The organism is Microbacterium sp. JZ37, assembly GCF_035188445.1.
In the GTDB taxonomy this organism is placed as follows: domain Bacteria; phylum Actinomycetota; class Actinomycetes; order Actinomycetales; family Microbacteriaceae; genus Microbacterium; species Microbacterium barkeri.
Map to the genome: position 1 here is coordinate 673,394 of NZ_CP045253.1, position 26,263 is coordinate 699,656.

24 protein-coding genes are annotated in these 26,263 nt (G+C 72.0%); 20 read left to right on the forward strand and 4 right to left on the reverse strand.

Going from position 1 to position 26,263, the window contains the following annotated elements:
* Window positions 1-7: 7 nt before the first annotated feature.
* The 4 genes from GC092_RS02930 (at window position 8) to GC092_RS02945 (ending at window position 3,941) form a co-directional block, all read left to right on the forward strand.
* The gene (locus GC092_RS02930) at window positions 8-808 is read left to right on the forward strand and encodes an LLM class F420-dependent oxidoreductase (RefSeq protein WP_324014021.1); all 801 of its coding nucleotides are present in this window, start codon (window positions 8-10) and stop codon (window positions 806-808) included.
* 97 nt (window positions 809-905) lie between these two features.
* Complete coding sequence (locus GC092_RS02935; RefSeq protein WP_324014023.1) at window positions 906-1,814, forward strand: 1,4-dihydroxy-2-naphthoyl-CoA synthase; 909 nt, start codon at window positions 906-908, stop codon at window positions 1,812-1,814.
* Between the two features lie 13 nt (window positions 1,815-1,827).
* Window positions 1,828-2,976: an AMP-binding protein gene (locus tag GC092_RS02940; RefSeq protein WP_324014025.1), complete on the forward strand. Its 1,149-nt coding sequence runs from the start codon at window positions 1,828-1,830 to the stop codon at window positions 2,974-2,976.
* Window positions 2,977-2,987: 11 nt separating this feature from the next.
* Window positions 2,988-3,941: a 1,4-dihydroxy-2-naphthoate polyprenyltransferase gene (locus GC092_RS02945; protein ID WP_324014027.1), complete on the forward strand. Its 954-nt coding sequence runs from the start codon at window positions 2,988-2,990 to the stop codon at window positions 3,939-3,941.
* 296 nt (window positions 3,942-4,237) lie between these two features.
* Here GC092_RS02945 and GC092_RS02950 read toward each other — a convergent pair whose 3' ends face one another.
* A complete protein-coding gene (locus GC092_RS02950) occupies window positions 4,238-4,516 on the reverse strand; it encodes a DUF4229 domain-containing protein (protein ID WP_324014029.1) in 279 nt (92 codons plus the stop codon).
* A 79-nt stretch (window positions 4,517-4,595) separates the two neighbouring features.
* Between GC092_RS02950 and GC092_RS02955 the strand changes: the two genes are divergently transcribed.
* The 11 genes from GC092_RS02955 (at window position 4,596) to GC092_RS03005 (ending at window position 16,753) form a co-directional block, all read left to right on the forward strand.
* Complete coding sequence (locus GC092_RS02955) at window positions 4,596-4,970, forward strand: PLD nuclease N-terminal domain-containing protein (RefSeq protein ID WP_271174574.1); 375 nt, start codon at window positions 4,596-4,598, stop codon at window positions 4,968-4,970.
* 1 nt (window position 4,971) lies between these two features.
* Entirely contained in the window at window positions 4,972-6,660 is a 1,689-nt protein-coding gene (menD, locus tag GC092_RS02960) for a 2-succinyl-5-enolpyruvyl-6-hydroxy-3-cyclohexene-1-carboxylic-acid synthase (protein ID WP_324014031.1), read from the forward strand.
* A 44-nt stretch (window positions 6,661-6,704) separates the two neighbouring features.
* Window positions 6,705-7,574 carry a polyphosphate kinase 2 family protein gene (locus tag GC092_RS02965; RefSeq protein WP_324014033.1) on the forward strand — a complete coding sequence of 290 codons (870 nt, stop codon included), beginning with the start codon at window positions 6,705-6,707 and terminating at the stop codon, window positions 7,572-7,574.
* 60 nt (window positions 7,575-7,634) lie between these two features.
* Window positions 7,635-8,780, forward strand: a complete 1,146-nt coding sequence (locus tag GC092_RS02970) for a glycerate kinase (protein ID WP_324014035.1) — start codon at window positions 7,635-7,637, stop codon at window positions 8,778-8,780.
* Window positions 8,781-8,804: 24 nt separating this feature from the next.
* Entirely contained in the window at window positions 8,805-9,842 is a 1,038-nt protein-coding gene (locus tag GC092_RS02975) for a LacI family DNA-binding transcriptional regulator (protein WP_271174578.1), read from the forward strand.
* Between the two features lie 133 nt (window positions 9,843-9,975).
* The gene (locus GC092_RS02980) at window positions 9,976-11,310 is read left to right on the forward strand and encodes an ABC transporter substrate-binding protein (RefSeq protein ID WP_282980355.1); all 1,335 of its coding nucleotides are present in this window, start codon (window positions 9,976-9,978) and stop codon (window positions 11,308-11,310) included.
* 55 nt (window positions 11,311-11,365) lie between these two features.
* Entirely contained in the window at window positions 11,366-12,292 is a 927-nt protein-coding gene (locus GC092_RS02985) for a carbohydrate ABC transporter permease (protein ID WP_271174580.1), read from the forward strand.
* Window positions 12,293-12,300: 8 nt separating this feature from the next.
* Window positions 12,301-13,236 (forward strand): carbohydrate ABC transporter permease, encoded by a 936-nt coding sequence (locus GC092_RS02990; protein ID WP_324014038.1) that lies wholly within the window; start codon window positions 12,301-12,303, stop codon window positions 13,234-13,236.
* A 2-nt stretch (window positions 13,237-13,238) separates the two neighbouring features.
* Window positions 13,239-13,868, forward strand: coding sequence for a DUF624 domain-containing protein (locus GC092_RS02995; RefSeq protein ID WP_324014039.1), 630 nt, complete (start codon window positions 13,239-13,241; stop codon window positions 13,866-13,868).
* A gap of 50 nt (window positions 13,869-13,918) precedes the next feature.
* Entirely contained in the window at window positions 13,919-15,412 is a 1,494-nt protein-coding gene (locus GC092_RS03000; protein WP_324014042.1) for an arabinosylfuranosidase ArfA, read from the forward strand.
* Between the two features lie 93 nt (window positions 15,413-15,505).
* Entirely contained in the window at window positions 15,506-16,753 is a 1,248-nt protein-coding gene (locus GC092_RS03005) for an FAD-binding protein (protein WP_324014044.1), read from the forward strand.
* Window positions 16,754-16,761: 8 nt separating this feature from the next.
* Here the strand turns inward: GC092_RS03005 and GC092_RS03010 are convergent, their stop codons facing one another.
* Window positions 16,762-18,018: an isochorismate synthase gene (locus tag GC092_RS03010; RefSeq protein ID WP_324014046.1), complete on the reverse strand. Its 1,257-nt coding sequence runs from the start codon at window positions 18,016-18,018 to the stop codon at window positions 16,762-16,764.
* 58 nt (window positions 18,019-18,076) lie between these two features.
* Here GC092_RS03010 and GC092_RS03015 point away from each other — a divergent pair, with 58 nt between their 5' ends.
* From GC092_RS03015 to GC092_RS03030, 4 genes are all read left to right on the forward strand, one after another.
* Complete coding sequence (locus GC092_RS03015; protein ID WP_324014048.1) at window positions 18,077-18,619, forward strand: DUF402 domain-containing protein; 543 nt, start codon at window positions 18,077-18,079, stop codon at window positions 18,617-18,619.
* Between the two features lie 121 nt (window positions 18,620-18,740).
* Window positions 18,741-19,496: a class I SAM-dependent methyltransferase gene (locus GC092_RS03020; protein WP_282980362.1), complete on the forward strand. Its 756-nt coding sequence runs from the start codon at window positions 18,741-18,743 to the stop codon at window positions 19,494-19,496.
* A 45-nt stretch (window positions 19,497-19,541) separates the two neighbouring features.
* Entirely contained in the window at window positions 19,542-20,603 is a 1,062-nt protein-coding gene (locus GC092_RS03025; protein ID WP_271174588.1) for a polyprenyl synthetase family protein, read from the forward strand.
* Window positions 20,604-20,638: 35 nt separating this feature from the next.
* Window positions 20,639-22,009, forward strand: coding sequence for an FAD-dependent oxidoreductase (locus GC092_RS03030; RefSeq protein WP_282980364.1), 1,371 nt, complete (start codon window positions 20,639-20,641; stop codon window positions 22,007-22,009).
* Window positions 22,010-22,030: 21 nt separating this feature from the next.
* On the opposite strand, the gene GC092_RS03035 is transcribed toward GC092_RS03030, so the two are convergent.
* The gene (locus GC092_RS03035) at window positions 22,031-23,056 is read right to left on the reverse strand and encodes a LacI family DNA-binding transcriptional regulator (protein WP_282980366.1); all 1,026 of its coding nucleotides are present in this window, start codon (window positions 23,054-23,056) and stop codon (window positions 22,031-22,033) included.
* 33 nt (window positions 23,057-23,089) lie between these two features.
* Entirely contained in the window at window positions 23,090-24,730 is a 1,641-nt protein-coding gene (locus GC092_RS03040) for a glycoside hydrolase family 13 protein (RefSeq protein ID WP_324014050.1), read from the reverse strand.
* A gap of 187 nt (window positions 24,731-24,917) precedes the next feature.
* Here GC092_RS03040 and GC092_RS03045 point away from each other — a divergent pair, with 187 nt between their 5' ends.
* Complete coding sequence (locus GC092_RS03045; protein WP_282980369.1) at window positions 24,918-26,159, forward strand: sugar ABC transporter substrate-binding protein; 1,242 nt, start codon at window positions 24,918-24,920, stop codon at window positions 26,157-26,159.
* The last annotated feature ends 104 nt before the right edge of the window (window positions 26,160-26,263 follow it).

The following is a 26,263-nucleotide window of genomic DNA, read 5'->3' on the forward strand; positions in this document are numbered from 1 at the left end:
TGGCCACATGCCTCTTCTCGACACCCCGGTCCGACTCGGCGTCCAGATCGCGCCGCAGCACTCCTCCTACGCCACGATCCGCGACGCGGTCTCCCGCCTCGAGGACATGGGCGTCGACATCCTCTTCAACTGGGACCACTTCTTCCCGCTCTCGGGCGACCCCGAAGGCACGCACTTCGAGGCCTGGACGATGCTCGCGGCGTGGGCCGAGCAGACCGAGCGCGTCGAGTTCGGCTGCCTCGTGAACTGCAACTCGTACCGCAACGCGGATCTGCAGGCCGACATGGCCCGGACCGTCGACCACATCTCCGCGAAGGGCGGCGAGACCGGGCGCTTCATCTTCGGCACGGGAGCCGGATGGTTCGAGCGCGACTACGACGAGTACGGCTACGAGTTCGGCACCCCGGGCACGCGCCTGAAGGACCTCGCCGCGGGGATGGAGCGGATCGAGCGCCGCTGGGACGCGCTCAACCCGGCGCCGACGCGGCGGATCCCCGTGCTCATCGGCGGCAAGGGCGAGCAGAAGACGCTGCGCCTCGTCGCGAGGCACGCGGACATCTGGCACAGCTTCACGGAGGGCGAGGAGCTCGCGCGCAAGCTCGACGTGCTCGCGAGCTGGGGGGAGAAGGAGGAGCGTGACCTGTCGCAGCTCGTCGTCTCGAACGAGCTCAAGGGGCGCGACGAGGCGAAGGCCGACGAGCTCTTCGCGGCCGGCGTGCGCCTGTTCACGCTCGGGATCAGCGGCCCCGAGCTCGACTTCGACCTCGTGCGCCGCTGGCTCGCCTGGCGCGACGCGAAGAACGGCTGAGGCGGGGAGGGTTCGCCGCGAAACGCGGCGAACCCGAGCCCGTTCGCCGCGAAACGCGGCGAACCGCCTCCCCGGGCCCCGCAATAGGCTGGACCACGTGAGCGACGCCTTCGTATCCGACCTGTTCGACCCCGCCGAGTGGGACGCCGCGCCCGGCTCCGAGGACTACCGGGACATCACGGCGCACGTGTCGAAGGACGGCCGCATCGCGCGGATCGCGATCGACCGGCCGGAGGTGCGCAACGCGTTCCGTCCGGCGACGGTTGACGAGCTCTACCGCGCTCTCGACCTCGCTCGCACCGACCCGCGCATCGGCGTCGTGCTTCTCACGGGCAACGGCCCGAGCCCGAAGGACGGCGGATGGGCGTTCTGCTCGGGCGGGGATCAGCGCATCCGCGGCCGCGACGGGTACAAGTACTCCGAGGACGAGACGTCGGTCACGGACTCCGCGCGCGCGGGGCGGCTTCACATCCTCGAGGTGCAGCGGCTCATCCGCTTCATGCCGAAGGTCGTCATCGCCGTGGTCCCCGGCTGGGCCGCGGGAGGCGGGCACTCCCTCAACGTCGTGTGCGATCTCTCGATCGCGTCGGAGGACGCGAAGTTCAAGCAGACGGATGCCGACGTCGGCTCGTTCGATGCGGGATACGGCTCGGCGTACTTCGCGCGGCAGATCGGCCAGAAGTTCGCGCGCGAGATCTTCTTCCTCGCCGAGACCTACTCGGCGCACCGGGCGTACGAGATGGGCGCAGTCAACCGCGTTGTCCCGCACGCGGAGCTCGAGCGCGAGGCGATCGCGATGGCCCGGACCATCCTCGGGAAGTCGCCCACGGCCATCCGCATGCTGAAGTACGCCTTCAACGCGGTCGACGACGGCCTCGTCGGGCAGCAGCTCTTCGCGGGCGAGGCGACGCGTCTCGCCTACGGCACCGACGAGGCGGTCGAGGGCCGCGACGCGTTCCTCGAGAAGCGGGATCCCGACTGGGCGCCGTTCCCGTGGCACTTCTGATCCGGATGGCGCGGTGAAGCTCGAGCGCTTCGCGGGCGACGACCCGCGCGACCTCCTGCGGGCTCTGCGCAGCGCGCTGGGGGCGGGCCCCGCGATCGCCGTGGGGGCGGCGGATGGCCTGCCCGCGGATGTCCCGGCGGGCACCGCGGTCGTCCTCACGACCTCGGGCTCGACAGGGGTGCCCAAGAGCGTCGTCCTGTCGCGGCACGCGCTCACCGCGAGCGCCCTCGCGACGCGCGAGCGAATCGGCGCGGGGCAGTGGCTCCTGCCCCTCGCGCCGACGTACATCGCCGGCGTCCAGGTGCTCGTGCGCGGGCTCGTCGAGGGCACCGAGCCTGCGGTGCTGTCCGGGCGGTTCTCCGCGCAGGCCTTCGCGCATGTCGTCTCGGGCATGCGATCGTCGCGCGGCGGCGAGCGCGTGCCGACCTACACATCCCTCGTGCCCGCGCAGCTGCAGACCCTCGTCGACGCCGCGGCCGAGAGCGCCGAGGTGCAGCGCGCGCTCGCGTCGTTCGAGGCCATCCTCGTCGGCGGGCAGGCGCTGCCGGTCGCGCTGCGCGAGCGCGCGGCCGAGCTCGGTGCGCGGATCGTCCGCACCTACGGCTCGACCGAGACGAGCGGCGGCTGCGTGTACGACGGCGTGCCGCTCGACGGCGTCCGCGTCGCCGAGGTCGGCGGCGAGCTGCGGATCGCGGGCCCCGTGCTCGCGGACGGCTACCTCGACGCCGAGCTCACGGCGCGCACCTTCGCGACGGATGGCGACGGCATCCGCTGGTACCGGACGGGCGACGCGGGAGCGGTCGCGGATGGCGCGGTGTCGGTCACGGGCCGGATCGACAACGTCATCGTCTCCGGCGGAGTGAACGTCTCGCTTGACCGCGTCGAGCGCGCCGTCCGCGAGCTTCCCGGGCTCGCCGACGCGGTCGTCGTCGGCGCGCCCGACGAGCGCTGGGGAGAGACGCCCGTCGTCGTCGCGACGCGCAGAGCGGAGGACGCGCCGTCCCTCGACGTCGTGCGCGCGGCCGTCGCCGCGGCCGTCGGGAAGCCGGCCAGGCCCTCGCACCTCGTCCTCGTCGACGCGCTGCCGCGGCTCGCCTCCGGCAAGCCCGACCGTCAGGCCATCCGGAGCCTCGTGCGCGGGCAGGGCGAGCCTGCGTCGTAGGATCGGAAGCCGTGGCACAGGCGAAGAACCGCAGGAAGAACGTCAGCGGCAACCCGGCGAAGCGCGGCAGCGTCGTCGCCCCTCCGCCGAAGCCCGTCACGCTCGGAGACTGGATCGGCGCGGCGCGACTGCGCACGCTGCCGCTCGCGATCACCCCGGTTGTCATCGGAACCGGCGCCGCCGTTCTCGTCGGCGACCTCTTCCACTGGGTCATCGCGCTCGCGTGCCTCGTCGTCGCGGTCGCGCTGCAGATCGGCGTGAACTTCGCCAACGACTACTCCGACGGCGTCCGCGGCACGGATGACCACCGCGTCGGCCCGGCACGGCTCACCGCGTCGCGGCGCGTGTCCGCGAAGTCGGTGCTCGTCGTCGCCCTCGTCTTCTTCGGGATCGCCGCGGTGGCCGGGCTCGCCATCGTCATCCGCACGCAACAGTGGTGGATGCTCGCGGTCGGCGCGTTCTGCATCGTCGCCGCCTGGTTCTACACGGGCGGCAAGCGCCCCTACGGCTACAACGCTCTCGGCGAGGTGTTCGTCTTCGTGTTCTTCGGGCTCGTCGCGACGCTCGGGACGACGTGGGTGCAGGCGCTCGCCCTCCCGCAGGAGGCGTGGTTCGGCGCCGTGGCAGCGGGCTTCCTCGCGTGCGCCGTGCTTCTCGCGAACAACCTCCGCGACATCGACCAGGACCGCGCGGCCGGCAAGCGGACGCTCACGGTGCTCATCGGCAAGCGCGCGACGCAGGCGCTCTTCACGGCGCTTGTCGCGCTCGCGTTCGCGATCGCCGTGTACCTCGCGTTCTTCTATCCGATCGCGTGGCTCGCGCTGCTCGCGCTCCTGGCGGTGGGGCCGGCCATCCTCATCGTGTGGACGTATCAGACCGCGCGCGAGCTCATCCTCGCGCTCGCCCTCACGTCGCTCGGGTCGCTCGCGTACGGCGCCTTCCTCGCCTGGGCCTTCGTCGGCTGAGCCCATCCGCATGTCTCACTCGCCGCGACTTAGACCGGGCCTTTCACGCAGAGTGTGAGACATGCACGGCCTGGCGTGAGACTCCCACTCTGCATGTCTCACTGCCCGCGGCTTAGCCCGGGTCTTTCCGGCAGGCAGTGAGACATGCACGGCCTGGAGTGAGACCCCCACTGCGCATGTCTCACTCGCTGCGGCTTAGACCGGGCCTTTCCGGCAGGGAGTGAGACATGCACGGCCTGCGTGAGACATGCACGGCCTGGCGTGAGACACCCACCGCCGGGACGCCGTGGGGCGCGTCACGCGCCGGTGGCGGAGTCCTCGGCCTCGGCGTCCAGCTCGGCGGCGGAGCGGCGGCGCGACTGCTTCTCCTGGCGCGACGTGTACAGGCCGGTCGAGACGTCGTCGAGCGGGCGGCGCAGGAGGAGGATCGACAGGCTCAGCCCGATGAGCGCCGCGAAGATCGCCGCGAGCCACCACAGCTGCTGGAAGACGGGGAAGATCATCAGCACGCCGAACGGCACGAGGAACGCGAGCAGACGCAGCACCGAGTAGACGACGACAGACCGGATCTTCACGCTGACATCCTACGGAGCGTCGTCTGAGGGAATCCGGGGCACCCGGGCCGCTCCCGGTTCCCCCGCCTAGGATGTGAGGATGGCCCGCGCTCTCATCGTCCTGGCGGTCGCCGCTGCTGTGTTCTGGGTGTTCAGCATCGTCGACTGCTCGGTGCAGCCGCCGTCGCGTCACCGCGGCGTCTCGAAGCGCGCATGGATCGCCATCGTCGTCCTCATCCCCGTCATCGGCGGGATCCTCTGGTTCGTCATCGGGCGCACACGCCCCGACGCGCAGCGCCAGCGCCCGATCGCGCCGGACGACGACCCGACCTTCCTCGGCACCGTGCGGCCGATCCCCGACCAGGACGAGCGCATCCGCCAGCTCGAGGAGGAACTCGCCCGGCTTGACGCCGAGGACGACCCGACCCGCGACGACAAGCGCGACGATCCCGACGGCGACGGACGCCTCCGCTGACATGCCGGACGCCATCGCCTCCCCGGCCTCCGCGGCCGCGTGGCGGCTGCTCGACGAGCTCGTCCGCGGCGGGGTCTCGCACGTCGTCCTGAGCCCGGGGTCGCGGTCGCAGGCGCTCGCGCTCGCCGCGGCGCGACTCGAGCGCGAGGGTCGCATCCGCCTGCACGTCCGCATCGACGAGCGCGTCGCGGGGTTCACGGCGCTCGGCATCGGCCGCGAGCTCGGCGTGCCCGCTGCGGTCGTCTGCACGTCGGGCACGGCGGTCGCGAACCTCCTCCCGGCCGCCCTCGAGGCGCACCACTCGGGCGTGCCCCTGCTCCTCCTCACCGCGGATCGGCCGCCCGAGCTGCGCGGCGTCGGCGCGAACCAGACCACGCGGCAGCCGGGCCTCTTCGACGCGCTCGCGCGGTTCGCGACGGATGCCGAGACGCCGACGGGCGCGGATGGCGAGGGCGAGCGGATGGCGCGGCTCGCGGCGCTCGCGCTCGCGCACGCGACGGGGCGGGCGGGGGACGCCGTGCCGGGCCCTGTTCACCTGAACCTGCCGTACCGCGAGCCGCTCGCGGGCGCCATCGCGGAGCCGGACGGGGAGCCGGGGCCGTCGGCAGACGTCCCCCCGAGCGCACCCGCGCGCACGACGACGATCCTGCCGCGCGGCCCGCGGACGGTCGTCGTCGCGGGCGAGGGTGCGGGCGCTGACGCCGAGCACCTCGCGCACGAGGCGGGCTGGCCGCTCGTCGCGGAGATCGTGAGCGGCGCGCGGTTCGGTCGGCGGATCATCCACGGCTACCGCGCTGCGCTGCGGGACCCCGAGCTGGGCGGCTGCGTCGAGCGGGCGGTCGTGCTCGGCCATCCGACCCTGAGCCGCGAGGTCGCCGCGCTCCTGTCCGACCCCGCGGTCGACGTCGTGGCCGTCCGCCGCGGGGGCGAGGAGCTGAACCTCAACGGCCGCACGCGCCCCGCCGACGCCGTCGCGGTCGAGGACGGACCCGTCGACGACGCGTGGCTGGGCGCGTGGATGCGCTTCTCGCACGCGCATGCCGCCGACCTCGACGCGCCGGCGCCCGACCTGCCCGGGCTGCGCTCTGCGGATCCGCACGAGCGCCTCGACGCCGTGCGCGCCGAGCTCGACGCCGTGCGGCGGCCCCTCGACCGTGCGCAGCTCGTGTCGGCGGTCTGGGCGGCGACCTGGCCGCACGACCGGCTTGTCTTCGGGTCGTCGCGGCTCGTGCGCGTGGCCGACGCGCTGCTGCCCGGCAAGAAGGTGCCCGTGCACGCGAATCGCGGGCTCGCCGGCATCGACGGCACGGTCGCGACGGCGATGGGCGTCGCGCTCGCGAGCCAGGGCCCGGACCGGCCGGGCGTCACCCGCGTCCTGCTCGGCGACCTCGCCTTCCTCCACGACGCCGGCGCGCTCCTCCTGCCCGATTTCGAGGACGAGCCGCGTGTGCAGGTGATCGTCGGCAACGACCGCGGCGGAACGATCTTCGACGGGCTCGAGGTCGCGGCGACGGCCTCCGACGAGGACATGACGCGCGTGCTCTACACGCCGCAGTCCGCCCGCATCGAGCAGCTCGCCGCGGCGTACGGGTGGGAGCACCACCGCGTCACGACGCGCGGCGCGCTCGACCAGGCGCTCACCTCGACCGTCGGCCGCCGCCGGATCATCGAGGTCCCGCTCGCGCGCTGACCCGCCCTGGCGCCGCGGCGACCGCTCGCGGCAGGATGGGGACCATGATCGCGAAGAGCCAGGTGAAGTGGACCGAGGACGCGCTGACCGCGCTCCGAGCCCCGGCGGGGTTCCGCCTGGCCGATCTCGATCCGGACGCGACCCCGGGCTACGCGGGTGACAAGAAGGACGGCGCTGTCGACCTCGCCTCCGGTCTCACCCAGCTGGCCGAGTACCAGGAGCGCCTCTACGCCGAGAGCCACGGCGGCGACGGCCGCGACAGCGTGCTGCTCGTCCTGCAGGCGATGGACTCCGCGGGCAAGGGCGGCATCGTGCGCCACGTCGTCGGCGGCGTGGATCCGCAGGGGATCGAGCTCGTCGCCTTCAAGGCGCCGTCACCCGAGGAGCTCGAGCACGACTTCCTCTGGCGCATCGAGCAGCGCGTGCCGCGCCCGGGCTTCATCGGGGTCTTCGACCGCTCGCACTACGAGGACGTGCTCATCGGGAGGGTCCGCGCCCTCGCGCCGGCAGACGAGATCGAGCGGCGCTACGACGCGATCAACGCGTTCGAGAAGCGCCTCGTCGAGCAGGGCACGCGCATCGTGAAGGTCATGCTGCACATCTCCTACGACGAGCAGGGCGAACGGCTGATGGAGCGCCTCGAGCGCCCGGACAAGCACTGGAAGTACAACCCCGGCGACGTCGACGAGCGCGCGCAGTGGCCTGCGTACCAGGAGGCGTATCAGACGGTCTTCGACCGCACCTCGACCCCTGAGGCCCCGTGGTACGTCGTCCCGGCGAACCGCAAGTGGTATGCGCGGCTCGCCGTGCAGGAGCTCCTCCTCGAGACGCTCGAGCAGATCGACCCGCAGTGGCCGACCGCCGACTTCGACGTCGAGGCCGAGAAGGCGCGGCTGCGCGCGACCATGCGCTGACCGCGCGACGGCGGATGGCCGCGGTCCGTGCGCGCTCCGCGGATGCGGGAGGATGGGGGCATGGCTCGCATCGTCATCGCACCGGACAGCTTCAAGGGCACGATCGCGGCGGCGGACGTCGCCGCGGCGCTCGCCGAGGGATGGACAGCGGTGCGCCCCGACGACGAGATCGTCGCGCGGCCGATGGCCGACGGCGGCGAGGGCACCCTCGCCGCGTTCGCGGAGGCCGTCCCCGGAGCCGTGCGCGTGCCCATCCGCGTGACCGGGCCGTCGGGGTTCGCCGTCGACGCGTCGTGGCTGCGCCTTCCCGCGACCGACGCCGCCCCGGGCGGCATCGGCGTCGTCGAGCTCGCATCGACCTCGGGCATCGAGCTGCTGGGCGACGCGCGTCGTCCGTGGGAGGCGTCGACGCTCGGCTTCGGGCAGGCGATCGCGGCCGCCCTGGACGCCGGCGTCTCGCAGCTCGTCCTCGGCATCGGCTCGAGCGCGTCGACCGACGGCGGAACGGGCCTGCTCACCGCACTCGGCGCGCGCTTCACGGACGCGTTCGACACGTCGATCGCGCCCGGGGCATCGGGCCTCGACGACGTCGCGAAGGTCGACCTCTCTCGGCTGCGCCCGCTGCCGGAGGGCGGGGTCCAGGTGCTCTGCGACGTCACGAACCCGCTGCTCGGCGGCCGGGGCGCGGCGGCCGTGTTCGGCCCGCAGAAGGGCCTCGACGAGGAGGGCGTCGCGCGCGCTGACGCGGGCCTCGCGCGCCTCGTGGATGTGCTGCGCGGCGTGAGCGGCGACACCGTCGCCGGCTCGCTCGCGCGCGTCGCCGACCCCGAGGAGGCCGGCGCGGGTGCCGCGGGCGGCGCGGGCTACGGGCTGCTCGTGTGGGGCGCCGAGATCGTCCCGGGGGCGGAGCGCGTGGCGGAGCTCACCGGCCTCGGCGACGCGATCGCCGGCGCCGATCTCGTAGTGACGGGCGAGGGCTCGTACGACGGCCAGTCCGCCTCGGGCAAGGCGCCCGCTCACGTCTCGGCTCTGGCCGAGGCCGCGGGCGCACGCGTCGCGATCGTGGCCGGGCGCATCGCCGCCGACACGTCGGGGCTCTGGCGCGCCCTCTCGCTCACCGAGCTCGCGGGGTCATCCGACGCGGCGATCGCCGATCCCGCGACGCACCTGCGCGCGGCCGGATCCGCGCTCGCGGAGGCACTGTGAGCGGCGCGGGGGAGGAGGGGCGCCATGGCCGCCACCCTGCGTGACGTCGCGGAGCTCGCCGGCGTCTCGATCAAGACGGTCTCCAACGTCGTGCGCGGCTACAAGCACGTCAAGGAGTCGACGCGGACGGCCGTGCTCGCGGCGATCGAGCAGACCGGCTACCAGCCGAACATCTCCGCGCGCAGCCTGCGCATCGGGCGCAGCGGCGTCATCGGCCTCGCGCTGCCGGAGCTCGCCCTGCCGTACTTCGCCGAGCTCGCGGGAGCCGTGATCTCGGAGGCGAAGGAGCACGGGGTCACGGTGCTCATCGAGCAGACCGGGGCCGAGCTCGACGCCGAGTACGACGTGCTGCGCAGCCCGAGCCTCCAGCTGACCGACGGGCTCATCTTCAGCCCGCTCGCGATGAGCCAGGACGACGTCGCGCGCCTCGAGGTCGACTACCCGCTCGTCATCCTCGGCGAGCGCATCTTCGACCCGCCGTGCGACCACGTCGTCATGGACAACGTGGTCGCCGCGCGCGCGGCCACCGAGCACCTCATCGCGGCCGGATGCCGGCGGATCGCCGCCATCGGCGCGCACCTCGGCGAGGACCAGGGCTCCGCGGCCCTGCGCCTGCGCGGATACCGCGAGGCGCTCGAAGCGGCCGGCCTGCCCTACGACGAGAGCCTCGTCGGCTACGTCGGCCTCTGGCACCGCCTGGACGGCGCACAGGCCATGCACGAGGTCCTCGCGCGCGGCGTCGCCGTCGACGGCGTCTTCGGCATGAACGACACGCTCGCGTTCGGCGCGCTCCGCGCCCTGCAGGACGAGGGGCGCCGCGTGCCCGACGAGGTCAAGATCATCGGCTTCGACGACCTCGACGAGACCCGGTACACGGCGCCCTCCCTCTCGACCGTCGACCCCGGCCGCCTCCAGATCGCCCAGCAGGCGGTGCGGGTGCTGCTGTCGCGCATCGAGGAGCGCCGCTCGGGCGGCGCCGCAGCGGCTCCGCGCCGCTACACGACGCCGTTCCGGATCGTCGAGCGCGAGTCGACCCGACGCGCGGACGCCCCCGCTGCCTGACGGCGCCGCGTCGTCTTGACGTCGTGGGGTCGGCGGTCTATCTTTACAACGTTGGCTTTACAACGTTGGAAACCAGGCTCGGAGAAGAGCGTTTCGAGCGGCGCTGTCGCCGCCTGAGAAGAAGGAGGTCGCGATGCCGAGGAAGATCGCGATCGCGGGGATGACCGCCGTGCTGGCGATCGCCGCGCCGGTGCTCGGCGGCTGCGCCGCTGCGCAGGACGAGGACACCCTGACGTTCATGTTCCGCGGCGGACCCGCCGAGGAGGAGGCGTACACCGCCGCCATCGAGCAGTACGAGGCCGACACCGGCATCGACGTCGAGATCATCATGACGACGGCCGACGAGTACGCGACGAAGCTCCGTGCGGCGATCGTCGGCGGCCAGGTGCCCGACGTGTTCTACATCGATCCGGGCAGCGTCGAGTCCTACGTGAACGCGGGGGTGATCCAGGACATCACGGAGTACGTCGAGGCGTCCGACGCGATCGACCTCGACAACATGTGGGACTACGGCATCGACTCGTACCGCTACGACGGCGAGAAGCTCGGGCAGGGTCCGCTCTATGCGCTCCCCAAGGACGTCGGCCCGTTCTCGTTCGGCTACAACGCGACGATGCTCGACGCCGCGGGCGTCGAGCGGCCCGACCCCGACGACCCGTACACGTGGGAGGAGTGGGTCGAGGTCCTCAAGGCGATCACGAAGGACACCGACGGCGACGGCGAGCTCGACCAGTGGGGCACGGGCCTCAACGTGGTCTGGAACCTGCAGTCGTTCGCGTGGTCGAACGGCGCCGACTGGATCGACGAGGACGCCGAGAGCGTCACGGTGGACACCCCCGAGTTCGCCGAGGCGCTGCAGTTCTTCGCGGACCTGCAGAACGTCCACGCCGTGACGCCCTCGGTCGCCGAGGCGCAGACGCTCGACACCTACCAGCGCTGGATGCAGGGCGAGATCGGGTTCTTCCCCGTCGGCCCGTGGGACGTCCCGATCTACAAGGACCTCCCCTTCGAGTGGGACCTCATCCCGTGGCCGGTCGGCGAGACGGGGGAGACCGCGTCCTGGATCGGCACCCTGGGCATCGCCGTGTCGGCCTCGACCGCGAACACCGAGGCCGCCGTCGACCTGGCCGCGTACCTGTCGGCGGACCGCGAGACGCAGCAGGCGCTCGTCGACGCGGGCGTGCAGATCCCCAACCTCATCGACATGGCCGAGGAGTACGCGGCCGACGACTCCACCATGCCGGCCAACAAGGAGGAGTTCCTCCAGGTCCTGCAGGACTACGGCCGCGCGCTGCCCGCCACCTACACGTACAACGCGCAGTGGTACGACGAGCTCTTCACGAACATCCAGCCGGTCATCGACGGCAAGGTCACGGCCGAGGAGTACCTCGCGCAGGCGCAGCCGAGGATGCAGGAGTTCCTCGACATGGCCAACGACCAGTCCGAGATGGCGAGGACCGGCGGATGATCGCGGCGCCGCTGCCCCTGCCCTCCCTCTCCCTGTCGAACGAAGGAGCTCGACGATGACCACCACCTCCGCCGTCGCCCCGCCCAGGGCGACCCGCCGGCGCAGCGCGCTGCATCGGCGCGAGCACCGGGCGGCCGCGCTCTTCGTGGCGATCCCCGTGATCGGGTTCCTCGCGTTCGTCGCGTACCCGCTCGTGTTCGCCGCGGCGACGTCGTTCACGAACTGGAACGGCATCACGGCCCCCGCGCCCAACGGGATCGCCAACTACGTGCGCATGCTCGGCGACGAGTACTTCTGGAAGTCGCTCGGCAACACCGTCTTCCTCATGCTCGGCATCCCGCTCGGGCTCATCCTGTCGCTCCTGCTCGCGCTCGCGATGAACCGCAAGATGCGCGGCACGACGTTCTTCCGGACGATCTACTACATCCCGGTCATCTCCTCGATCGCGGCCATCGCCATCCTCTGGCAGTGGGCGTACAACGGCGACTTCGGTCTCGTGAACCAGGCGCTCGCGTACGTCGGCATCGACGGGCCGAACTGGCTGCAGGATGCCGCGACCGCGAAGCCCGCGATCATCCTCATGACCGTGTGGAAGGGCCTCGGCTACTCGATGCTCCTGTACCTCGCGGCGCTGCAGTCCGTTCCCCGGCAGCTGTACGAGGCGGCGAGCCTCGACGGGGCGTCGGCGTTCCAGCAGTTCCGCGCGATCACCGTGCCGATGCTGCGGCCCGTGACCTTCTTCCTCGTCGTGACCAACATCATCGGCGGAGCGCAGATCTTCGTCGAGATCAACATCATGACCCCGACCGGAGGCCCGGAGTTCTCCACGGCCACGATCGTCTGGTACATCTGGCGCCAGGCGTTCGAGTACCTCAACATGGGCTACGCGACGGCGATGTCGATCGTCCTCGGCATCCTCGTGTTCGTCGTCACGGCCATCCAGTTCGCGCTCAACCGGCGCAGCACGTTCTCGATCGAGTGAGGCCGACGATGACCGCTCTCCAGACCCCCACCCCGACCACGACGCAGAGCCTGTCGACGCGCGCGCTCGTGCAGCCGCAGAAGGGCGGCCGCCGCTCCGAGGGCAGCCGCACGCGCCGCTCCCGCCTCGGCAACGTGATCGTCGCGATCATCCTGTCGCTCGGCGGCATCACGATGGTCGCTCCGCTCCTGTGGATGCTCACGACCTCGCTCAAGACCCGCGAGGCCGTGTTCTTCCTGCCGCCGCAGTGGATCCCCGACCCCGTGCAGTGGGACAACTACGTGCGCGTGTGGACGGCCGGGCCGCTCCTCACGGGCATCGCCAACAGCGCGATCGTCGCCGTGAGCGTGACGCTCATCGGCGGTGCCGCGTCGGCGCTCGCCGCCTACGCGTTCGCCAAGATGCGCCTGCCCGGCAAGGGAGCGCTGTTCCTGTCGCTGCTCGCGGCGATCATGATCCCGTTCCCGACGCTCATGATCCCGCAGTTCCAGATGTTCGCCCGCGCGGGCCTCGTCGACACCCTCTGGCCGCTCATCCTGCCCGGGATCTTCGGGAACATCGTCATGGTGTTCTTCCTGCGCCAGTACCTCGACACGGTGCCCGACTCGATCATCGAGGCGGCCGTGATCGACGGCGCGAGCCACTTCACGATCTTCTGGCGCCTGATCTTCCCGATCATCCGCCCGGCGATCGCGGCGCAGTTCATCCTGTGGTTCATGGCCGTGTGGAACGACTACCTCGCGCCGATCATCTACCTGAACTCGCCCGAGGTGCAGACCCTGCAGCTCGTGATCGCGCGCTTCAACGCGACGTACGCGAGCCAGACCGACTATCCGCTCATCATGGCGGCGTCGTGCATCGCCCTTGTGCCGGTCCTCGCGGTCTTCGTGATCTTCCAGAAGCAGATCATCGAGTCGATCGCCCTCACGGGATCGAAGGGCTGATCGTGGCGACGACGGATGCCCGGGGCGCGGCAGGCGAGGAGGCGATCGGATGGTCGGGGCGCGTCATGGACGTGCTCGGCCACGTCTCGCGGCTGCTGCTCGTGCAGGGGCTGTGGCTCGCGGGCGCGCTCGCCGGCCTCGTCGTGCTCGGCGTCTTCCCGGCATCCGTCGCCGCCGTGCGCGCGCTCGAGGCGCCGTCCGCGCCGGTCCGCGCGTTCGTCGCGGCCTATCGCGAGGCGTTCGGGCGCGCGAACCTCGCCGGCGCCGGGTTCCAGGTCGTCTGGCTCGTCGTCGCGCTCGACGTCGCCGTCTCGTCGTCGCTGCCGGCGGGCATCGCGTCGGCAGCCCTCGCGGCCGTCACGATCGTCGGCGCCGTGTCCGCCGTGTCGGCGGCGTACGCGGTCGTCGCCCTGGCCCGTGCGCCGCGGGCGACGACCCGCACCGTCCTGCGATTCGCGGTCGTGGCGCCCTGGCTGACCCCGGGCCGGGCCCTCGTCGTCCTCGCCGCGCTCGGCGCCGTCGCCGCGGCGCTCCTGACCGCACCGCCCATCGCGCTCCTCTTCGGAGCGAGCGCGCCGCTCCTCGTCCACGCGGCGCTCATCGGCCCCGCCGTCGACCGCGCGACCGCGTGACACCATGGCCGGCACCGGCCACCCCCTGAGAGAGAAACCGAGAGGTACGCATGTCCACCGCGAGCATTCGCATCGACCCCGAGGCCGTCGTCGCACCGATCGACCGCCGCATCTTCGGCTCGTTCGTCGAGCACCTCGGTCGCTGCGTCTACGACGGCATCTACGAGCCCGGCCATCCGCAGGCCGATGAGAACGGCTTCCGAAAGGACGTCACGGCCCTCGTGAAGGAGCTCGGCGCGACGACCATCCGCTATCCGGGCGGCAACTTCGTGTCGGGCTACCGGTGGGAGGACGGCGTCGGGCCGCGGGAGAGCCGCCCCGTCCGCCGCGACCTCGCATGGCACGCGCTCGAGACGAACCAGATCGGCCTGAACGAGTTCGCCTCGTGGCTCCAGGAGATCGGCAGCGAGCTGATGCTCGCGGTGAACCTCGGCACGCGCGGCATCCTCGAGGCGCTCGACCTGCTCGAGTACGCCAACCACCCGTCGGGCACGGCGCTCAGCGACCTGCGCGCCGCGCACGGCTACCCCGAGCCGTGGGACATCCGGATGTGGTGCCTCGGCAACGAGATGGACGGCCCCTGGCAGACCGGCTACATGACGGCCGACGACTACGGCAAGCTCGCCGCGCGCACCGCGCAGGCGATGAAGGCCGCGCAGAAGGACCTCGAGCTCGTCGTGTGCGGGTCGTCGGGATCGTCGATGCCGACCTTCGGGGAGTGGGAGCGCACCGTCCTCGAGCACGCGTACGACTACGTCGACTTCGTCTCGTGCCACGCCTACTACCAGGAGTTCGACGGCGACCTCGACTCCTTCCTCGCGTCGGCCCTCGACATGCGCTACTTCATCGAGACGGTCGTGACGACGGCCGACGCGGTGGGGCATCGACGCAAGACCGACAAGAAGATCATGCTGTCGTTCGACGAGTGGAACATCTGGTACCTCAAGGAGCACCAGGAGTCCGACGAGGTCAACGAGACCTGGCCGATCGCGCCGCGCCAGCTCGAGGACGTGTACTCGGTCGCCGACGCGGTCGTCTTCGGCAGCCTGCTGATGACCCTGCTCGAGCACCACGACCGCGTGCGCTCGGCCTCGCTCGCGCAGCTCGTCAACGTGATCGCGCCGATCATGACCGAGCCGGGCGGCGACGCGTGGCGCCAGACGACGTTCTTCCCGTTCTCGGTCACCTCGCGCCTCGCGCAGGGCCGCGTGCTCAAGCCGCGCGTCGAGGCCGGGACGGTCACCTCGAAGAAGTACGGAGAGGCATCGGCGGTCGACGCGGTCGCGACCGACGGCGACGAGGGCTCGGCGGTGTTCCTCGTGAACCGCTCGCGCGAGGCCGTCGACGTGACGATCGACGTCTCGGGTGTGGGGCGCGCCGCGGTGGCGGAGGCCGTCACCCTGTGGGACGACGACGTGTACGCGAAGAACACGATCGACGACCAGGAGCGCGTGGGGCTCAAGCCCCTCGACGCCCGGCTCGACGGCGGCACCCTGCGGGTGCGGCTCGAGCCCGTGTCGTGGTCGGCCATCGCGCTGCGCTGAGCCGCGCTACGGTCGGGAGGGCGGGGCGCGGATGCGCCCCGCCCTCAATAACGCTATAGTGGCAACAAATCAACGGCGATGAAGGAGACGAGGATGGCGCAGGCCAACTGGGCGGGGAACGTGCGCTTCGGCGCGCAGCGGGTCAAGACGCCGTCGAGCGTCGACGAGGTCCGTGCGGTGCTGGCCTCGGCCGGCCGCGTGCGCGCGCTGGGGTCGGGGCACTCGTTCAACCTCATCGCCGACACCGACGACACGCTCCTGTCGACGGCGCGGCTCACGGCCGCGCCGCGCATCGATGCAGGCGCCCGCACCGTCACGGTCGGCGCGGGCATGCGCTACGGCGAGCTCGCGCCCGCGCTCGAGGCCGAGGGATGGGCGCTCGCGAACCTCGCATCGCTGCCGCACATCTCGATCGCGGGCGCGATCGCGACCGGAACGCACGGATCGGGCGACACGGTCGGCACGCTCTCCTCCGCGGTCGCGGCCCTCGAGCTCGTCACGCCGACGGGCGAGGTCGTCACCCTGCGCCGTGGCGACCGCGACTTCGACGGGGCCGTGGTCTCCCTCGGCGCGCTCGGCATCGTCACCGAGGTGACGCTCGACATCGAGCCGACCTTCGCCATCCGCCAGCGCGTGTACGAGCGGCTGCCGCTCGAGGTCGCGCTCGCGGAGTTCGACGTGCTCATGGCCTCGGCGTACAGCGTCAGCCTCTTCCACCGCTGGGACGACCCCGACGTCATCGACCAGGTCTGGACGAAGGCGCGCGGCGACGAGGCACCGCGGCTGCCGGGCGACATCGCCGAGGCGACCGAGCAGGTGCACATGCTCGCCGGCGTCACCCCCGAGGCGACCACGCCGCAGCTCGGCGAGCGCGGAGCGTGGCTCGACCGGCTCGCGCACTTCAAGCTCAGCCACACGCCGTCGAACGGCGCCGAGCTGCAGTCGGAGCTCCTCGTGCCGCGCACGCACGCGGTGGGGGCGATCGAGGCCGTCCGCGCGCTCGCCGACGAGGTCGCGCCGCTCGTGCAGGTGATGGAGATCCGCTCGATGCGCGCCGACGACCTCTGGCTGAGCCCGGCCTCCGGTCACGACGCGATCGGCCTGCACTTCACGTGGCACCAGCGCCAGGCCGAGGTCGAGGCCGTCGTGGCGAAGCTCGAGAAGGCGCTCGAGCCGTGGGGCGCGCGCCCGCACTGGGGCAAGCTCACGCGACTCGACGCCGACATGCTCCGGTCGGTGTGGCCGCGCCTGGGCGACTTCGCGGAGCTCGCGCGGCGTTTCGACCCCGAGGGGAAGCTGCGCAATCCGTTCCTGGACCGGGTGCTCGCCGCCGCGGGCTGAGCCGCCGGCTACGCGAGCGCGTCGACGATCGGGCGGAACTTCACGCGCGTCTCGAGCAGCTCGGCCTCGGGCTGGCTGCCCGCGACGATGCCCCCGCCCGCGTGCGCGGTGACCGGGCGGTGCGCCCCCTCGGGTGCGCCGATCTGGGCGCAGCGCAGCGCGATCGCCCACTCTCCGTCGCCGTCGCCGTCCACCCAGCCGACGGGCCCGGCGTAGCGACCGCGGTCGAACGGCTCGATGCGCCGGATGGCGGCGATCGCGTCGGTCGTCGGGGTCCCGGCCACGGCGGCGGTCGGATGCAGCGCGCGCACCATGTCGAGAGCCGAGTCGCCGTTCGCGAGCGTGCCCTCGACATCCGTCGCGAGGTGCCACACGTTCGGCAGCTTCAGGGTGAACGGCTGCTCGGCGGCGACGAGAGCCGACGTGTGGGGCTCGAGCGCCGTGAGCACGCTCTGGACGGCGTAGCGGTGCTCGTCGAGGTCCTTCGCGGTCGTCGCGAGCTCGGCCGTGATCGCCGTGTCCTCATCCGCGTTCGCGCCACGCGGGCGGGTGCCGGCGAGCACGCGCGCCGTGACGGTGCCGCCCGAGACCGTGACGAGCGTCTCGGGGCTCGCCCCGATGATGCCGTCGACGGCATAGGCCCAGGTGTCGGGGTACCCCTCCGCGAGAGCGCGCACGAGCCGCCGCAGGTCGGCGTCGGCGGGCAGCGTGCCCGCGATGTCCCGCGCGATGACGACCTTCTCGACCTCGCCGGCGGCGATCGCCTCGAGTGCGGCGGCAACCGCCGCGGTGTGCCCTGCGGGGTCGAGCTCGCCGGGACCGAGCGTCGCCGACCAGTGCGGGCCATACGCGAGCGGATCGGGGGCAGCCGGCTCCGGGCCATCCATCCGCGAGATGCGCGTCATCCACGCGCGGCCGCCGCGGCGCCCCACGACGATGCTCGGCACGATGAGCGTGCTCGGCGCGAGCGAGGTCTCGTCGAACGCGAACGCCCCGAACGCGACGAGTCCCGTTCCCGGCAGGCGGACGGCGTCGTCCACCTCGGCCGCGGCCGAGATCGCGCGCCACACGTCGGCGATCGCCTCGAGCCGGCCGTCCTCTCCGACGTCGATCCGCAGCACCTCGGCTCCGGATCCGATCATCCCCTCGCCGCGGCGCATCCAGACGAGCGGGTCCTCGGCGGAGGCGAGCAGCAGCGGATCCTCGGGGGCGTCGATGGGGCGCGTCACCGCGCGCAGGCGCGGCAGGGAGAGCGGGTCGGGCACGGCCTCCAGCCTAGGGACTCACGCTGAGCGCACGTCGTGCGCGTCTACACTCGGCAGGGTGAGCGCCGACCGACCCGCCGTGGGAACCCGATTGCTCTTCCGCTGGCGCAAGTGGGACGGCTCTCCGCACTGGGTGCACGAGTGCGTGTACCTCGGCTCGGACGACTGGGGCGACTGGTTCGGCCAGCTCCCGGGGTGGCGCAGCGCGCGCCCCGGTCGCGATGTCGTCCTCGACGCCGCGTGCATCACGCTCCTCCCCGCGGGCGAGGCCACATGGACGCTCACGCGGAACGCGGCGCCGTCGCTCACGCGCGTCTACATCGATCTCGCGTGGGATGCGCGCTGGGATGGCCCCGAGCCGACGGCGATCGACATGGACCTCGACGTCGTTCACCGCCTCGACCACCGCGGCATCTACGTCGACGACCGCGACGAGTGGGACGAGCACCGCGCGCACTACGGCTATCCCGCCGACGTGCAGGAGGGGCTCGAGGCCCGCACGCTCGTCCTCGAGCAGGAGGTGCGCGCCGACGTCGCGCCGTTCGACGACGCCACCGCCGACCGCTGGTTCGGGGTGCTGCACGACCTGCGCCACGACTGAGCGCAGCTCACGTTTCGCCTCGCGGAGACCTGTGTTGAGAGAGGAGCGAAGCGACGAGTCGAAACATCGCTCAACGACCGGACGCTGCGCGCTTCGCGCGCCTCAACCTAGACTCGACAGGGTGAGCGCCGCACCGAAGGAACCCAACCGCGCCGACCTCGGCAAGGACCCCGCGAGCGTCGCGGGGATGTTCGACCAGGTCGCTGCGCGCTACGACCTCACCAACGTCGCGATGACGTTCGGGAACGACGCGCTCTGGCGCGCGGCGACGACCCGCACGGTCGCGCCCCGGCCGGGGGAGCGCATTCTCGACCTGGCGGCGGGCACCGGCTCGTCGTCCGCGTCGCTCGCGCGCAGCGGCGCCGAGGTCGTCGCCGCCGACTTCTCGCCCGGCATGCTCGCCGAGGGGCGCCGGCGACACGGCGACATCCGCAACCTCACCTTCGTGCAGGCGGACGCCACCGACCTGCCCTTCGATGACGACGAGTTCGACGCCGTGACGATGTCGTACGGGCTCCGCAACGTCGACCGCCCCAAGAAGGCGATCGCCGAGCTCTTCCGCGTGACGAAGCCGGGCGGACGGCTCGTCATCAACGAGTTCTCGACCCCGCCCGGGCGGCTGTTCGGAAAGCTCTATCGGTTCTACGGCGACAACGTGTTGCCGCGGGTCGCGCGCCTCGTCGGATCGAACGGCGAGGCCTACGACTACCTCAACGAGTCGATCCGGCACTGGCCGGACCAGGCGACGCTCGCGACGTGGATCCGCGAAGCGGGCTGGGTCGACGTGCGGTACCGCAACCTGAGCTTCGGCATCGTCGCCCTGCACCGCGGGGTCAAGCCGACGGGCGAGGCGGCATCGGGAGATGTCTCGGCCTGAAGGCACCGTGAGCGCCGGTGCGGGCCGGGCAGGTAGGCTGGGCAGGTGACTCCGAGCCCCTCCGCGCCGGGTTCGCAGCTGGCGAGCCGATTCGGTCTGAGCGACCGCGTGTTCGCCGGACCCGTCGCCCGGCGCCTCGCGGCGAAGATCGAGGAGGGCCTCGAGCAGGTCGAGAGCGAGCTCGCCGTCGAGCTCAAGGCCGCCGACCCGCTCGTCGACGCGATGAGCCGGTACCTCTACGAGGCCGGCGGCAAGCGCGTCCGCCCGATGCTCGTCCTGCTCACCGCTCAGCTCGGCCAGGGGGCGACGCAGCCGGTCATCGAGGCCGCCAAGGCCCTCGAGCTCATGCACCTCGGGTCGCTCTACCACGACGACGTCATGGACGGCGCCGACCGGCGTCGCGGCGTCGCGGCCGCGCACCAGGTCTGGGGCAACAGCGTCGCCATCCTCACGGGAGACCTGCTGCTGTCCCGCGCGAGCGTGATCATGTCGCGCAACGGCGAGGAGGCCATGCGCATCCAGTCGCAGACGTTCGAGCGCCTCGTCCTCGGGCAGATGCACGAGACGCTCGGAGCGCAGCCGGGCGACGACCCGATCGAGTTCTACATCGGCGTGCTCGCCGACAAGACGGGCTCGCTCATCGCCGCGGCCGCCCAGGCCGGAGCGTACTTCTCGGGGGCCGACGAGAAGTACGGCGAGCCCCTGCGCGTGTACGGCGAGAAGGTGGGCGTCGCGTTCCAGCTCGCGGATGACGTGATCGATCTCTCGGCGAACCCCGACGACACGGGCAAGGTGCCGGGGACGGATCTGCGCGCCGGCGTGCCGACGATGCCCTACCTCCTCCTGTCGCGTCGCGATGACGACGCGTCGCGCGGCCTCCTCGCGCGCATCGACGAGGGCGTCGCGCGCATCGCCGACGGCGCCGACCCCGCGATCCTCGACGGGCCGCTCGCGGAGCTCCGCGACCACCCGGTGACCGAGGCCACCCGCGAGCTGTCGCTCGAATGGACCAGGGGCGCCATCGCGGCGCTCGACGCGCTCCCGCGCGGCGCCGTCCGCGAGGCGCTCACGCGCTTCGCGGAGAGTCTCGCCATCCGCTCCAGCTGACGCCCGCCTCCGCGGTGCCGAACGAAGGGACCGATATGACCCAGCTCCGTCTCGCCATCGTGGGCGCAGGCCCGGCCGGCATCTACGCAGCGGACATCCTGCTGAAGACCGAGCGCAGCTTCGACGTGTCGATCGACCTGTTCGAGCAGCTCCCCGCGCCCTACGGCCTCGTCCGCTACGGCGTCGCGCCCGATCATCCGCGCATCAAGGGCGTCGTCGGCGCCCTCCGCGAGGTGCTCGACCGCGGCGACATCCGCATCTTCGGCAACGTGCGCTTCGGCGAGGACCTCACGCTCGACGACCTCAAGCGCCACTACCACGCCGTGCTCTTCGCGACCGGCGCGGTGCGCGACGCCGACCTCGCGATCCCCGGCATCGACGCCGACGGCTCGTTCGGCGCCGCCGACTTCGTGAGCTGGTTCGACGGGCACCCGGATGTCCCGCGCACGTGGCCGCTCACGGCCTCGTCGGTGGGCGTGATCGGCAACGGCAACGTGGCCCTCGACATCTCGCGCATGCTCGCCAAGCACGCCGAGGACCTCCTGCCCACCGAGATCCCGGACAACGTCTACGAGGTGCTCGCGGCATCGCCCGTCACCGATGTGCACGTGTTCGGCCGCCGAGGCCCCGCGCAGGTGAAGTTCACGCCGCTCGAGCTGCGCGAGCTCGGCGAGCTGCGCGACGTGGACATGGTCGTGTACGACGAGGACTTCGACTACGACGAGGCGTCGAAGGCCGCCGTCGCGTCGAACAAGCAGGTCAAGGTCATCGACCGCGTCCTCCAGGAATGGCGCACCCGCCCGGGTGCGAACGGGGCCGGGGGAACCGCCTCGCGTCGTCTGCACCTGCACTTCTGGGCGCGCCCCGTCGAGGTGAAGACCGATGAGCAGGGCCGTGTCGCCGCCCTCGTGTACGAGCGGACGCGACCGGATGGCCACGGCGGCGTCATCGGGACAGGCGAGATGCGCGAGGTGCCGATGGGGCAGCTCTACCGCGCCGTGGGGTACTTCGGATCGCCCCTGCCCGGCGTGCCGTTCGACGAGAAGCACGGGGTCATCCCGAACCACGAGGGCCAGGTGCTGCACGAGGACTCGAACGAGCGCGTGCCCGGGCTGTACGCGACCGGCTGGATCAAGCGCGGCCCTGTCGGACTTATCGGGCACACGAAGTCCGACGCGATGGAGACCGTGCAGCACATCGTGAACGATCAGGGCTCGTGGTGGCAGCCGGAGGACCCGTCGGCCGACGCCATCCCCGCGCTCCTCGCCGAGCGCGGCGTCATCTGGACCGACCTCGAGGGGTGGCATCGGCTCGACGCGCACGAGATCGCGCTGGGCCAGCCGCACGGCCGCGCGCGCATCAAGGTCGTCCCGCGCGACGAGATGGTGCGGATCTCGCGCGACTGACGGCCCGAGCGCCGGGTCGGCTCAGTCGCGCGGGCGCGACGTCGACGAGCGCACGACGAGCTCGAACGGCAGCGGGATGTCCGCGAGCGGCTCGGAGCCGTCGCGCGGCTCGAGCTGCTCGAGCAGGATGTCCACCGCGCGCGCTCCCTGCTTCCGCGGGAACTGCGCGACCGTCGTGAGCCCGAAGAACTCGGCCTGGTCGTGGTCGTCGATGCCCACGACCGAGACGTCGTGGGGCACGGCGAGCCCGAGGTCGCGGGCCGCGAGGATGGCGCCGATCGCCATCTCGTCGGAGGCCGCGAAGATCGCCGTCGGACGGCTGCGCGGGGGAGCGCCGAGGAGCTGCTTGGCCGCGTGGTACCCGCCCTGCACCGTGAAGTCGGCGTTCGCCACGAGGTCGGGGTCGAACGGGATGCCCGCCTCGTCGAGCGCCGCCTCGTACCCGTGACGGCGCTGGACCGGGAGGTGGAAGTCGGAGTCGAACTCCGGTCGGCCGCCGAGGTGGCCGATCCGCGTGTGCCCGAGCCCCGTGAGGTGCTCCGTCGCGAGCTTGGCGACAGCGACGTCGTCGATCGCGAGCGTGCGCACACCCGGGATGGGCCCGCCGACGCCGACGATGGGCTTGCCGAGCGCGTGCAGGCGGGCGACCTCGTCCTCCGTGAGCTCGAGCGACACGGCGATCACGGCGTCGACGCGCTGGCGCAGGAGGAAGTGCTCGAAGACGCTCGCGCGCTCCTCTCCGCCGCCGGAGAGGTTGTAGAGCGTCACGTCGTAGCCCGCCCGGAGGAGCGCCTGCTGAGCACCCTCGAGCACGGAGGCGAAGTACCACCGGTTGAGGAACGGCAGCACGACGCCGACGTTGCGCGTGCGCCCGCTCGCGAGGCTCGAGGCGTTCGAGGAGACGACGTACCCGAGCGCGTCGGCCGCCGCGAGGACGGCCTCCTTCGCCGCCGCCGACACGTGGCCGCGGCCGGAGAGGGCGCGCGAGACCGTGGCGGTCGAGACGCCTGCGCGCTGGGCGACCTCGGCGATGCTCACGGAATGCACGCGTTCATCGTAGGAGACGCGGGGCATCCCGCGTCATCCTGCGATGAACCAGGCGGCCGTGTCGACGGGGACGACGCCCTCGCCGAGCGGTCCGCTCGCGCACAGGACCCGCATGCCCTCGGGTGCGGGGACATCCTCGGATCCCGTGTTCGCGATCACTGTCACACGCCCGTTGCGGAACGCGAGGACGTGCGTCGGCCATCCGTCGACCCACTCGAGGTCGCCGCTCGCGAGGGACTCCTCGCGGCGCAGCCGCAGGAGATCGCGGTAGAGCGAGAGCGTCGACGCGGGATCGTCGCGCTGGGCGTCGCGCGCGAGCGCCCGCCACTCTGCCGGCTGGGGGAGCCACGACGCCCCGGTCGCGCTGAAGCCGAACGCCGGCGCGTCGGCCTCCCACGGGATGGGGACGCGGCAGCCGTCGCGGCCGTAGCGCTCGCCGTTCGTGCGGAACCAGGTCGGGTCCTGGCGGGCCTCGTCGGGAAGCTCGATCGCCTCGGGGAGCCCGAGCTCCTCGCCCTGGTAGATGTAGGCGCTCCCCGGCAGCGCGAACATGACGGTCGTCGCCGCACGGGCACGGCGGAGGCCGACGACGGGGTCGGGCTTGCCCGGGGACAGCGGGCCGATGCCGTGGCCCTGCGGGCTGTCGGCGCCCAGCGCGAGTCGCGAGGCGTGCCGGATGACGTCGTGGTTCGACAGGACCCACGTCGCGGGCGCGCCGACGGCCGGGAATGCCTCGAGCGAGTCGGCGATGACCGTGCGCAGAGCCGCGGCGTCCCACTCGGTCATCATGTACGGGAAGTTGAAGGCCTGGTGCATCTCATCGGGGCGCACCCACAGCGCGGTCTCGCGCGCGGTCGGACGCCACGCCTCGGCGCACAGCGCGCGGTCGCCGTCGTACTCCTCGAGCAGTGCGCGCCACTCGCGGTACACCTCGTGGACGCCGGGGCGCCCCCAGTAGGGCACGTCGTCCTCGGCCTCGCCGCCCATCGAGTCGGCGTCCTCGGGCTGGATGTAGTCGGGGAGCCCGTCCTCCTTGATGAGGCCGTGCGCGACGTCGACGCGGAAGCCGTCGACGCCCCGGTCGAGCCAGAAGCGCAGGATGTCGAGGAACTCGTCGCGCACCTCGCGCTGCGTCCAGTCGAAGTCGGGCTGGCTCGAGTCGAAGAGGTGCAGGTACCACTGACCGGGAGAGCCGTCCGCCTCGGTGACGCGCGTCCACGCGGAGCCGCCGAAGATCGACTGCCAGTTGTTCGGCGGCTCGTGGCCGCCCGGACCGCGGCCGTCGCGGAACAGGTAGCGTGCGCGCTCGCGGCTGCCGGGCGCGGCGGTCAGCGCCTCCTGGAACCAGACATGCTGGTCGGAGGAGTGGTTCGGCACGAGGTCGATGATGACCCGGATGCCCCGGGCGTGCGCGGACTCGAGCATCGCGTCGAAGTCGGCGAGCGTCCCGAAGAGCGGATCGACGTCGCGGTAGTCGGTCACGTCGTAGCCCGCGTCGCGCTGGGGTGAGGTCATGAACGGCGAGAGCCAGATCGCGTCGACGCCCAGCTCGGCGAGCGCGTCCATGCGCGACGTCACGCCCGCGAGGTCGCCGACGCCGTCGCCCGAGGCGTCGGCGAACGAGCGCGGGTAGATCTGGTAGATCGCGGCGGTGCGCCACCATTCAGGGGTCATGGTCGCCCACTCTAGATGATTTCCGCATCGGTTGTAAGCGTTTGCAGTTCATGGGCGTGTAACTCGGCCCGCGATTCGTATCGAATCGGTCACGCCCGCAGATTCGCGGTTTTCAAATCGGTGCTCGACGGTGTATACCTGTAAACGCTTGCACAGTTGCGGGCTCATCAACCAGGAGGACACACCAATGAAGGTGAACAGCAGGGGACGCTTCGCGGCCGTCGTCGCGATGGCCGGCGTGACGGCACTCGGGCTCGCGGGTTGTGCGAGCGACAGCGCGAACGAAGGCGCTTCGGGCGGCGGAGACGCCGAGGCGCCCTCGTCGACGCTCACCGTGTGGGTCGACGCCGAGCGCGTCGACGCGCTGCAGGCGGTGGCCGACGCGTACACCGAGAAGAGCGGCGTCGAGGTCGAGCTCGTCGGCAAGGACAACGCGACGATCAAGGACGACTTCATCCAGCAGGTGCCGACCGGTGAGGGCCCCGACATCACGATGGGCGCGCACGACTGGCTCGGCGAGCTCGCGACGAACGGCGTCGTGGCGCCGCTCGAGCTGGGCGACGCCGCAGGCGACTTCCTCGACGTCGCCGTCGAGGCCTCGACGTACGACGGCACCGTCTACATGCTCCCGTACGCGGTCGAGAACATCGCGATGCTGCGCAACGCCGAGCTCGTCCCCGAGGCCGCGACGAGCTTCGACGACATGATCGCGAAGGGCCAGGCCGCCGGCCTCGAGACCCCGTTCGTCGTCGAGCAGGGCGCGGAGGGCAACCCGTACCACCTCTACCCGTTCCAGACCGCGTTCGGCGCTCCCGTCTTCGGCACGAACGAGAACGGCTACGACGCGACCGACCTGCAGCTGGGCAACGCCGGCGGCGAGGAGTTCGCGACGTGGCTCGGCGAGCAGGGCGGCAAGGGCGCGTTCAACACCGACATCGACGGCGACATCGCCAAGCAGGCGTTCCTCGACGGCACGGCGGCCTTCTGGCTGACCGGCCCGTGGAACGTCGGCGCAGCGGTCGACGCGGGGATCGACGTCGCGATCGACCCCGTCCCGAGCCCGACCGATCAGCCGGCGTCGCCCTTCGCGGGCGTGAAGGGCTTCTTCGTGTCGGCCGAGTCTGACGACAAGGTCGCCGCGAACGACTTCCTCGTGAACTACCTCGGCAGCGAGGAGGCGCAGCTCGCGCTCTTCGAGGCCGGCAACATCCTCCCCGCGCTCTCGTCGGCCGCGGAGACCGCCTCGAGCGACCCGATCATCGGCGGCTTCGCGACCGTCGGCGCGGAGGCCGTGCCGATGCCCGCGATCCCCGAGATGGGCGCCGTGTGGCAGTACTGGGGCATCGCGGAGGCCGAGATCATCAACGGCGCCGACCCCGTCGCGACGTGGCAGAAGCTCGCCGCCGACGTGCAGGCCGCGATCGGCTGACGCACCCGCTCGGATCGCGGACGCGGGCGGGCCGCCCCCTCGACGGGGGCGTCCCCGCCCGCGGCCGCGGACCATCCGAGCGCACCGCAGCGGTCCGCCCGCCC

Coding starts and splice junctions, on each gene's coding strand:
- GC092_RS02930 (WP_324014021.1), top strand. CDS start 8: ATGCCTCTTCTCGACACCCCGGTCCGACTCGGCGTCCAGATCGCGCCG.
- GC092_RS03005 (WP_324014044.1), top strand. CDS start 15,506: ATGGCGCAGGCCAACTGGGCGGGGAACGTGCGCTTCGGCGCGCAGCGG.
- GC092_RS02965 (WP_324014033.1), top strand. CDS start 6,705: ATGATCGCGAAGAGCCAGGTGAAGTGGACCGAGGACGCGCTGACCGCG.
- GC092_RS02980 (WP_282980355.1), top strand. CDS start 9,976: ATGCCGAGGAAGATCGCGATCGCGGGGATGACCGCCGTGCTGGCGATC.
- GC092_RS02985 (WP_271174580.1), top strand. CDS start 11,366: ATGACCACCACCTCCGCCGTCGCCCCGCCCAGGGCGACCCGCCGGCGC.
- GC092_RS03045 (WP_282980369.1), top strand. CDS start 24,918: ATGAAGGTGAACAGCAGGGGACGCTTCGCGGCCGTCGTCGCGATGGCC.
- GC092_RS02990 (WP_324014038.1), top strand. CDS start 12,301: ATGACCGCTCTCCAGACCCCCACCCCGACCACGACGCAGAGCCTGTCG.
- menD (WP_324014031.1), top strand. CDS start 4,972: ATGCCGGACGCCATCGCCTCCCCGGCCTCCGCGGCCGCGTGGCGGCTG.
- GC092_RS03030 (WP_282980364.1), top strand. CDS start 20,639: ATGACCCAGCTCCGTCTCGCCATCGTGGGCGCAGGCCCGGCCGGCATC.
- GC092_RS03000 (WP_324014042.1), top strand. CDS start 13,919: ATGTCCACCGCGAGCATTCGCATCGACCCCGAGGCCGTCGTCGCACCG.
- GC092_RS02955 (WP_271174574.1), top strand. CDS start 4,596: ATGGCCCGCGCTCTCATCGTCCTGGCGGTCGCCGCTGCTGTGTTCTGG.
- GC092_RS02975 (WP_271174578.1), top strand. CDS start 8,805: ATGGCCGCCACCCTGCGTGACGTCGCGGAGCTCGCCGGCGTCTCGATC.
- GC092_RS03040 (WP_324014050.1), bottom strand. CDS start 24,730: ATGACCCCTGAATGGTGGCGCACCGCCGCGATCTACCAGATCTACCCG.
- GC092_RS02970 (WP_324014035.1), top strand. CDS start 7,635: ATGGCTCGCATCGTCATCGCACCGGACAGCTTCAAGGGCACGATCGCG.